Origin of the sequence: Arthrobacter sp. 35/47, assembly GCF_000520475.1 — a bacterium.
Lineage (GTDB): Bacteria > Actinomycetota > Actinomycetes > Actinomycetales > Micrococcaceae > Arthrobacter_D > Arthrobacter_D subterraneus.
Genome location: NZ_KI914618.1, coordinates 82019 through 90992, shown reverse-complemented (window position 1 = coordinate 90992; position 8974 = coordinate 82019). Strand labels below are relative to the sequence as shown.

Here is an 8974-nt window from a genome sequence, read left to right as displayed (position 1 = left end):
AACACAGGTCAGTGGGCGTCGGCCGCCGTCTGTCAGCGGATGCCGTGGTTTAGCGGAAGTTCTTCTGGTGAGCCTTGATGGCCGCCACGTAGTTCTTGGTGTCCGCGAACATTCCGTGGGTCTTTACCGAGTACTGGCCCTGGTAGTAGGAAGCGATCGCTATGTCCAGGTTGGGGCTGGAGCGGATGAGGGCCTTGATGATGGCCACCCCCGCGGTGGCATTGTCATAGGGGTCCAGGAGGTTGAGCTTCCGCCCCACGAGGTCAGAGGCCCACTCACCGGACATCGGAATCACCTGCATTGCGCCGATGGCGTTCGCCGGGGAAACCGCACGCTGGTTGAAACCGGACTCCTGGTAGGAGAATGCGAGTGCCAGGCTCGGGTCGACGCCCATCTTGCGGGCCGTGTCTGCGACGATCGCCTTCATCTGGGCCTGCGAGGGAGCGGGAAGATTGTTCAGCGTGTGCTTGTTCTTGTTCGCCTCTGCCACGACCGCATCCGGGTAGGTGTAGTGCAGGAACGTCGACGGCACCAGATCAGCCGGCTTCTCCCCGGATGAGGTCTTGGATCCGCCGGGGATGGTCAGTTTCTTGCCCGGGAAGATGATTGTTGTGGCACTGAGCTTGTTGGCGGAGAGCAGCGCGCTGAGACTGATGCCGTGCTTCGCGGCGATGGCGCCGAGAGTGTCTCCGGCCTTGATGGTGTAGGTGCCGCCGGCCGGTGCTGCGGACGGCTTGGGCGCGGGCTTTGGGCTGGTCTGGACCGCTACGCTCGATCCGCCGCCCAGCTTGATCTTCTGGCCGGGGTGGATGATCGAGCTCATCGACAGGCCATTGGCCGCCAGGACCGTTCCAAGGCTGACGTTATGGCGTGCCGCGATGGCGCCGAGAGTATCTCCGGCCTTGACGGTGTAGGTGGCACCGGAGGAAGGTGCTGCAGGCTTCGGTGCGGCAGCCTTGGGTGCCGGCGCGGGCGCCGCCGCTGAACCGGAGATCCTGATCTTCTGGCCCGGGTGGATGACCGAAGACATCGAGAGACCGTTTGCCTTAAGCACCGAGGAAAGGCTCACCCCGTGGCGGGCAGAAATTGCGCCGAGGGTGTCGCCGGCCTTCACCGTGTACGTGGCCGACTGTGGAGCGGGAGCGGCCTTCCTGGCCGGGGACGCCTGTGCGGTAGCGCCTAAGAGCTTGAGTTTCTGGCCGGGATGGATGATCGAAGTGGTCTTCAGCCCGTTGGCTTTGAGCACCGCATGCATGTCCACACCATGGCGGGCGGCAATACCGCTGACGGTATCGCCCGGACGCACAACGTAGGTCGAGGGTGTGCTCCGCATGGGCACGACCCGCGGCACCTGCGCAGCCACCAGGGACGCCGGAATGAAGGCGGAGGTCGAGCCGGAGGCCGCGGGGACTGTCTTGAGCGGCTGGTAGGAGACCTGGCCGGGTGCCGGTGCTGCCGCAGCCGGAGCAGCCAGGGCAACCGAGGAGAGTACGACGGCGGGAATTGCGGCAGAGGTAACCGCGATACCTATTCCACGGTTCCTGAAAGGCGTCGTGCTGGCGGCCGGCACGTTCAGCGGCGATGAAGGGCGCTGGGCGGTCATGGTTGGTCCTCGTCTGTGTTGGCGGGGCTTGCCCGCATGGCAGGGCGAGGAGCGCAGCCTATGCCGTCGTGATCCCCGAACCCCATGGTGCAGTTGATACGCAAGTTGTTAGTGTTACTTGTGTGACTTATGTGAATCTACACCATGAGGTAGATACCACAACAGCTCAGAAAGTCTCAGTATTTGCGCAGGATTGGTGTGTCGCGGAGGCGGCGTACAAAAGATCGGTCCCAGGTGGAGTTGCAGGAAGCAGGCATGGCACGCTTAAGGCGTGAATACACTGGAGAATCTCGTGGGCGATTGGCTCCCACTTCCCGATGTCGCCGAGGCGCTCGGCCTGTCCATCACCAAGGTCCACGGGCTGATCAATGAGCGGGCACTGGTGGCGGTGCGGATTACCGACAGGGGAATACGGTCCGTACCCGCTGAGTTCATCACCGACGGGCACGTGCTGGACAGCCTCAAGGGGACGGTCGCGGTACTCGGCGATTCGGGGTTTTCCGACGAGGAGATCATCCGCTGGCTCTTCACGGAAGACGAGTCGCTTCCGGGCCGTCCCATCGATGCATTAAAGCAGGGGCGCAAGACGGAGATCCGCCGTCGTGCCCAGGCAATGGCCTGGTAGCAGCGACTCAGGCAACCCGCGTAACCGCGGCGTCGGCCAGGGAGTAAAGCGCCTCCCTGCAGACTGCGTCCAGTGGAAGGGCTTCGAGGGCTTCATAGCCCGCGCGGGCACGCTCTTCAATGAGCAACTCCACCTCTTCCCTGGCCCCCGTCGCATCGATGATGTCGCGCAGACGGCGAATGTCATCCTCGCTGAGCCCGTCGCGGCCGAGCCCGGCGTTCAGCAGCTCGGCCTGATCGTTGCCGGCCGCCTTCAGGGCTTTGGCCACCAGTACTGTCCGCTTACCCTCCCGCAGGTCGTCACCGGCGGGTTTCCCGGTCACCGCCGGATCGCCGTACACGCCCAGCAGGTCGTCCCGCAACTGGAACGCTTCCCCCAGGGGCAGTGCAAAGGCGGAATAGCCGGCGAGCAGCGAGGCAGGTGCACCCGCCAATGCACCGCCGATGCACAGTGGATGCTCGGTGGAGTACTTGGCCGACTTGAAGCGCACGATGCTCAGTGCGCGCTCCGTCGCTTCGCCGGGATCCCGTCCTGGACCCACTGCCTCCTCCAGGAGGTCAAGGTACTGGCCGGCCATGACCTCGGTGCGCATCCGGTTGAAGATGGCGCGGGCTCCGGCGATTCTCTCCGGGCTTCCGGGGACGGAGGCGAAGGCCTCCTCGCTCAGCGACAGGCACAGGTCGCCGGCGAGGATTGCAGCTCCTGCACCGAACCGTTCCGCGTCCAGGCGCCAGCCGCCGTCGTCGTGGTGTTTTTCAAACTGTTTATGCACACTCGGTGCGCCCCGCCGGAGGTCGGAGCGGTCAATGATGTCGTCATGCACGAGGGCGGCGGCCTGGAAGAGCTCCAGCGACATGCCCGCGATGACGACGCCGGCATCCTCGGCCGCGCCACCTGCTGCCCGCCAGCCCCAGTAGCAGAGGAGCGGCCGCATTTTCTTTCCGCCGGCTGCCAGCCGCTCGATCGCGTCAACCAGCACCACGCCGTCGTCCGACACCGTCCGGATCAGGGCGCGCTGTGCCGCGAGAAAGCTTCGGGTTGTCTCGCCAAGGGACTTCCGGAAGCGGTCCTCCTCATCCTCGACACCGGTGGAAGGAGCGGCAGTTCCGTCAGTCATAGGGCCAGTCTAGGCGTTTGCCGGTCCGGCCAGCCCGGCGTCACGCCCGGTGCTGCCTGCGGTGCAGCGCGGCCGCCGACTGTCGGGATCACGGCGCAGTAGGATGGTCTGCATGCCCGTCCGTTCCGACCTCGCGGGAATCGAGGACGCGGAATGCACCATCCTCCACGTGGACATGGACGCCTTTTACGTGTCGGTGGAACTGCTCTCCCGGCCTGATCTTCGCGGCAGGGCGGTCATCGCCGGGTCGCCTTCCGGGCGGTCGGTGGTGCTCTCGGCCTCGTATGAGGCGCGGCGGTTCGGTGTCCGGTCCGCCATGCCGATGGCAACCGCGATGCGGCTTTGCCCGCATGCCGTGATTGTTGAACCACATCATGACCGCTATGCCGAAGTGTCGGCATCCGTGATGAACATCTTCGGCACCATCACACCACTGGTGGAACAACTGAGTGTTGATGAGGCCTTCCTCGACGTGAGCGGATCACTGCGCCGGCTGGGATCGCCGAGAACCATCGGTGAGCTGATCCGGAGCACAATTCACCGGGAGCTTGGCATCACGGCAAGCGTCGGCATCGCGGGCACCAAGTTCGTGGCAAAGATAGCGTCGACTCGCTGCAAGCCCGACGGCCTGCTGCTCATTCCCGAGGCTCGTACCGTCGAATACCTTCATACCCTTCCCGTATCGGCGCTATGGGGAGTGGGTGCCAGGACGCAGGAGGTCCTGGCGCGACTGGGCATCCGGACCGTCGAGGATGTGGCACGCACCCCCGTATCGGTGCTGCAGCGTACCCTCGGCGCCACCGGCACGCAGGTCCACCAACTCGCCTGGGGCAAGGACCCACGTCCGGTAACGGTCAGCAGGCAGGAGAAAAGCATCGGCGCCGAAGAAACCTTCGCTGCCGATGTCTCCGACGATGACACCCTGAAAGCCGAGCTTCTCCGCCTCGCGCACCGCACCGCCTCGCGCCTGCGTTCGGCACACCTACAGGCGGGCGGAGTGTCGCTGAAGCTCCGCTATGCGGACTTCTCCACGCTGACGCGGTCCCGGCGGCTGCCCGAGCCGGCAGACAGTGCGCATGCGCTGTATTCGGCCGCCACCAAGCTTCTCGAGTCGCTGGGGGAGCGCCCCCTCAGCGTGCGTCTCATCGGTATCCGGACGGAACGGCTCGAAACCGCGACCGGCAGCTCGCACCAGCTGACAATCGACAGGCAGGACGACAACTGGCGCCTGGCAGAGCAGGCCCTCGACCGGGTTAACGGGAAGTTCGGGGCGTCGATGGTGATGCCCGCGAGGCTGCTCGGGCCCCGGCCTTCCCAGCAGGATAAAAACCCCTCCGGCGGGCCATCGACAGAGTGAATTCGCACGGCTTGAGGGCCTCTGGCGTCGGGACTGCCGCTTTCCCTCGGAGTGAATGCAAACTATCCTTATAAGTAGGGATTGACATAAGTAGGGATTGACTAGGTGTCGACCCTGCTCAGAGCAACAAGCTGCAGCGGATAAGTCGCAGCTTCAGCCGGGAACTTGTTCCCGGCTGAAATCGTTGTTGGGTTTGAGGGATTCGGTATTAGTAGCAAGGAGGCAGTGATGGCACTCTCGGAACACGAGCAGCGGCTGCTTGACCAGTTGGAACAACAGCTTCATGCCGACGATCCCAAGTTTGCCCACTCCATGGCGTCCAGCACCAGCCGCTCGATGTCCACGCGTCGCATCGTGATCGGCTCGCTGGTGACCATCGCTGGTGTGGCGGTCCTGCTCCTTGGAATCTGGAACCAGTTCATCCCCGTCGGGGTCGCAGGTTTCCTCATCATGGGAGCCGGCGTCTACTACGCGACCAGCAAAACCAGGCTGGATGGGGCAGCACCCCACTCGGGCAAGGGAGCCAAGGCATCGAGCTCCGCAGGCGGCGGTTTCCTCAGCAGCCTCGAAGAAAAGTGGGACGAGCGTAAACGGGATCAACCCTAGCCACCCACTTCCTCCACTTTCCCCCACAGGACCCGCCGAAAGGCGGGTCCTGTGGTGTTTAACCCCCTTCACTCGCGCCCGCCCCGATCCACGGTGGGCTGCCGGTCCAATCTCCCTCCACTTCCCACCACGCCGCCCGATCCGCAGATTTCCGGGCACTTTTTCCGGCCGCGTTGTGCGAAACACCACCGCCTGCATTGACGGGGGAGGAATGTGGAGTAAAGTGGAGGTCATAAGAGCGTAGTGGTGGCGCTTGGCCCTCCCGATCGGACAGGCGGTGACGGATGTTCCTCGGAACACACTCACCCCGGCTGGATGAGAAGGGGAGGTTGATCCTTCCCGCGAAGTTCCGGGACGAGCTGAGCGACGGTTTGGTTCTGACCAGGGGGCAGGAGCGCTGCATCTACGTTTTTAGTCAGCGGGAGTTCGAGAAGGTTCATGAGCAGATGCGCGAGGCTCCAATCTCGTCGCGGCAGGCTCGGGACTACATCCGTGTTTTTCTTTCCGGCGCTTCGGACGAGGTGCCGGACAAGCAGGGCAGGGTGACCATTCCACCGGCGCTTCGTACCTACGCAGGGCTGGACCGGGAACTGGCAGTGATCGGTGCGGGCAGCCGGGCCGAGATCTGGGATGCCGGGGCGTGGAACGCCTATCTCGAAGAGAAGGAAACAGCCTTCTCCGAAACTGACGAAGATGCACTGCCAGGAATTTTCTGACAGTCGCTGCCGGCCACGCAAGACAAACAGCATGACGGAGTTGCACCAAGCTCTTCGATGAGACCTCCAGCCGCCCAGCGGCCGAGTTTCCTGACTCACCTTCCCCGGAGTCAGGCAGCCGGGCCCCGGAGCGGATGGGGATCTGACCGAAGAACCGAAGCACCCGTTCGAACTCAGGCCCGGGCCTGAAGAGCCAGCAGAGAGGAGCGGGCATATGGGGGAGGAGCGTCCCACCCAGGAACGGCACGTTCCCGTACTCCTGGGGCGATGCGTCAACCTCCTTGCTCCCGCGATCGAAGCTGCAGGCACGGACGCCGTCGTGGTGGACGCGACCCTGGGTATGGGAGGCCATTCCGAGGCGCTGCTCCAGCGGTTCAGCGGCCTGCACCTCGTGGGAATCGACCGCGACAGGCAGGCGCTGCAGCTGGCGGGAGAGCGGCTGGCGCCTTACGAGGACCGCATTGACCTGGTTCACGCGGTGTATGACGAGATCCCCTCCGTCCTTGCGGACCTCGGGATTGACCGAGTGCACGGGATCCTGTTCGACCTCGGTGTCTCCTCCCTTCAGCTCGATGAGCGCGAACGCGGCTTCGCCTACTCCTACGATGCTCCCCTCGACATGAGAATGGACACCAGCGAAGGGCAGAGCGCGGCGGATGTCGTGAACACCTATCCCGAAGAGGACCTGAAGCGGATCATCCGCACCTGGGGAGAGGAAAAATTTGCGGGGCGTATTGCGTCGGCAATCGTCGCCGCACGGCAGGACAAGCCCTTCGCCACCACCGGCGAGCTGGTCGATGCAATCCGCTCAGTGGTTCCAGCAGGTGCCGCCCGGACCGGCGGGCACCCGGCGAAACGCACTTTTCAGGCACTCCGTATCGAGGTCAATGAGGAGCTTTCCGTCCTGACCCGGGCGATTCCCGCTGCGCTCGACTCGATCGGTGTCCAGGGAAGGGTTGTGGTGATGTCCTATCACTCCCTCGAGGACAAGATCGTGAAAGCCGCCTTCACCGCCGGTACCAGATCCTCAGCGCCGGTCGGGTTTCCCGTCGAACTCGACGAGCACAAGCCCTACCTCAAAACGCTCACCAGGGGCACAGAAGCCCCCACCGACGAGGAAATCGCCGAAAATCCCCGGGCCGCATCCGCCAAGCTCCGGGCCGTGGAACGCATCAGAACCAGCACGACAGACAGGAACGCACGATGAGCCAATCAGTGCAGCAGAGGCCGTCCGCGTATCGCAGCGCCCACGCGGCAGCCGGAGCCGTAGCCGGCAGCACGGCCCGTGCCCTGCAGCATTCCGCAGGAGCCCATCCCGAGGCGCAGCCGGGGAGGGAACGACGCCGGACCCCGCTCTCTGTGGTTCCCGCGGCACCGACCCGCGGCAGAGTGCCCTTCGCGGTGTTCTCAATGGCCGCACTGATTGCCGCGCTGGTGGTGGTGCTCATGCTGAACATCTCGGTTTCAAGCAGTCAGTACAAGCTGGTGTCCATGCGGGGTGAGGAAGTAGCCCTCGCTGAACAGAACCAGGCACTGACACAACGGCTTGAGAACCTCAGGGCCCCGCAGAGCCTTGCAACGGCGGCGCACAAACTCGACATGGTGGCCTCCCCGACTTTCGGAACGGTTGATGTAGATTCGTTGGCAGTCACCGGAAGCCCGGAACCAGCCAAGGAGTCCGATGCCCCGCCCGTTCTTGTACCCGCCCCCGCTGTGAACCTGCCGAGCACAGTTGTTGCGCCGCCAGCCCCGGCTCCCCAGGAGGAACCCGCAGCGGAACCCACGGCTGAGGCTGCTGCGCCGGCGGAAGCCGCTGAGCAGGCAACGCCTCCGGCCCCGGTCGAGGACACCGCTCCCGCGGAACCAGCCAATGGCGGCACGATCCCTGCGCCGGCGCAGGCGGCGCCCGGACAGTAAGAGACCGCAGTAACCACAGCAGCGAGGAACCACGGTGGCACCAGGCGACAACACCCAACACGAAACACTACGGGTCGCGCTCGGAGCCGCGAGGCTCAGGGTGGGACTGGCTTTTGTGCTGATCCTGCTGCTGGTCCTGGGTGTCCGGTTGTTCCAGGTCCAGGGACTGGACCTTGGAGGAATGGCTCAGGCCGGCCTGAACAAGCGGCTTGTGACCCAGCAGGTTCCGGCGTTGCGGGGCAGCATTCTGGACGACGACGGCAATGAACTGGCGCACACAGTCCAGCGCTTCGACATCGTGGTGGACCAGCGGCTCAGCGGCGGTGACACGTTCGACCGATACAACCCGGAGACGGACGAACGGGTCCAGGACATCCCGATGGAACAGGGTTTCGAAGAGCTCTCGGCGATTCTCGGTCAGGACGTCGAGACGCTGAAGGCTGCCATCCTGGGTGATGCTTCCTTCGGCTTCGTCGCACGCTCGGTCACGCCCGAGGTGAGGAACCAGGTGCTCGCTGTCGGGATGCCGGGTGTCTACGCTGATCCCACCACCCTCCGCACCTACCCGTCCGGGGCAGTCGCCGGATCGATCCTGGGCTTCATGAGCGGCGATGGTCGCGCGCTCGGCGGTATCGAACTGACCCAGGATGAGGTCCTTACCGGCACAGCCGGCAGCCGTACTTTCGAGATCGGCGGCGACGGCATCCGCATACCGTATGCCACCAACGAGGACGTGCCGGCGCAGGACGGCCAGTCAGTACGGCTCACCATTGACCAGGACCTGCAGTACTTCGCGCAGCAGACCATCGCTGCGCAGGTCGAGGATTACAACGCCGAGTGGGGCAACATCGTTGTGGTGGAGGCTTCCACCGGGGCAATCAAGGCGATGGCCGAGTCCACTACCCCGGATCCCAACGACTACGAGTCGACCAATCCGGAGTTCTGGAAACCCCTATCGGTGACTGCGTCCTTCGAGCCGGGATCCACCACCAAGCTGATCACCATGGCGGCAGGGCTCGAGGAGGGGATCATC

9 protein-coding genes are annotated in these 8974 nt (G+C 64.3%); 7 read left to right on the top strand and 2 right to left on the bottom strand.

Translation table 11 applies throughout. The annotated features are described in order from the left end of the window. Nucleotides 1-49: 49 nt before the first annotated feature. Entirely contained in the window at nucleotides 50-1603 is a 1554-nt protein-coding gene (locus tag X803_RS0115240; RefSeq protein ID WP_026545804.1) for a LysM peptidoglycan-binding domain-containing protein, read from the bottom strand. 271 nt (nucleotides 1604-1874) lie between these two features. Between X803_RS0115240 and X803_RS0115235 the strand changes: the two genes are divergently transcribed. After that, the gene (locus tag X803_RS0115235) at nucleotides 1875-2228 is read left to right on the top strand and encodes an Rv2175c family DNA-binding protein (RefSeq protein ID WP_026545803.1); all 354 of its coding nucleotides are present in this window, start codon (nucleotides 1875-1877) and stop codon (nucleotides 2226-2228) included. Nucleotides 2229-2235: 7 nt separating this feature from the next. Here X803_RS0115235 and X803_RS0115230 read toward each other — a convergent pair whose 3' ends face one another. Next, nucleotides 2236-3345 carry a polyprenyl synthetase family protein gene (locus tag X803_RS0115230; RefSeq protein ID WP_026545802.1) on the bottom strand — a complete coding sequence of 370 codons (1110 nt, stop codon included), beginning with the start codon at nucleotides 3343-3345 and terminating at the stop codon, nucleotides 2236-2238. A 112-nt stretch (nucleotides 3346-3457) separates the two neighbouring features. Here X803_RS0115230 and dinB point away from each other — a divergent pair, with 112 nt between their 5' ends. From dinB to X803_RS21650, 6 genes are all read left to right on the top strand, one after another. After that, the gene (dinB, locus tag X803_RS0115225; protein ID WP_035779352.1) at nucleotides 3458-4702 is read left to right on the top strand and encodes a DNA polymerase IV; all 1245 of its coding nucleotides are present in this window, start codon (nucleotides 3458-3460) and stop codon (nucleotides 4700-4702) included. 228 nt (nucleotides 4703-4930) lie between these two features. After that, on the top strand, nucleotides 4931-5308 hold the full coding sequence (locus tag X803_RS0115220) for a DUF3040 domain-containing protein (protein WP_026545800.1): 378 nt from the start codon (nucleotides 4931-4933) through the stop codon (nucleotides 5306-5308). Between the two features lie 284 nt (nucleotides 5309-5592). After that, the gene (gene mraZ, locus X803_RS0115215) at nucleotides 5593-6024 is read left to right on the top strand and encodes a division/cell wall cluster transcriptional repressor MraZ (RefSeq protein WP_026545799.1); all 432 of its coding nucleotides are present in this window, start codon (nucleotides 5593-5595) and stop codon (nucleotides 6022-6024) included. A gap of 214 nt (nucleotides 6025-6238) precedes the next feature. Beyond that, entirely contained in the window at nucleotides 6239-7231 is a 993-nt protein-coding gene (gene rsmH, locus X803_RS0115210) for a 16S rRNA (cytosine(1402)-N(4))-methyltransferase RsmH (RefSeq protein ID WP_026545798.1), read from the top strand. Further along, nucleotides 7228-7941, top strand: a complete 714-nt coding sequence (locus tag X803_RS0115205) for a cell division protein FtsL (RefSeq protein ID WP_051470807.1) — start codon at nucleotides 7228-7230, stop codon at nucleotides 7939-7941. The genes rsmH and X803_RS0115205 overlap by 4 nt, the downstream gene beginning before the upstream one ends. Before the next feature lie 34 nt (nucleotides 7942-7975). Continuing rightward, nucleotides 7976-8974: penicillin-binding transpeptidase domain-containing protein (locus X803_RS21650; protein WP_035779349.1), on the top strand; the 999-nt coding region annotated here is incomplete at its 3' end.

Coding starts and splice junctions, on each gene's coding strand:
- X803_RS0115240 (WP_026545804.1), bottom strand. CDS start 1,603: ATGACCGCCCAGCGCCCTTCATCGCCGCTGAACGTGCCGGCCGCCAGC.
- X803_RS0115230 (WP_026545802.1), bottom strand. CDS start 3,345: ATGACTGACGGAACTGCCGCTCCTTCCACCGGTGTCGAGGATGAGGAG.
- dinB (WP_035779352.1), top strand. CDS start 3,458: ATGCCCGTCCGTTCCGACCTCGCGGGAATCGAGGACGCGGAATGCACC.
- X803_RS0115220 (WP_026545800.1), top strand. CDS start 4,931: ATGGCACTCTCGGAACACGAGCAGCGGCTGCTTGACCAGTTGGAACAA.
- mraZ (WP_026545799.1), top strand. CDS start 5,593: ATGTTCCTCGGAACACACTCACCCCGGCTGGATGAGAAGGGGAGGTTG.
- rsmH (WP_026545798.1), top strand. CDS start 6,239: ATGGGGGAGGAGCGTCCCACCCAGGAACGGCACGTTCCCGTACTCCTG.
- X803_RS0115205 (WP_051470807.1), top strand. CDS start 7,228: ATGAGCCAATCAGTGCAGCAGAGGCCGTCCGCGTATCGCAGCGCCCAC.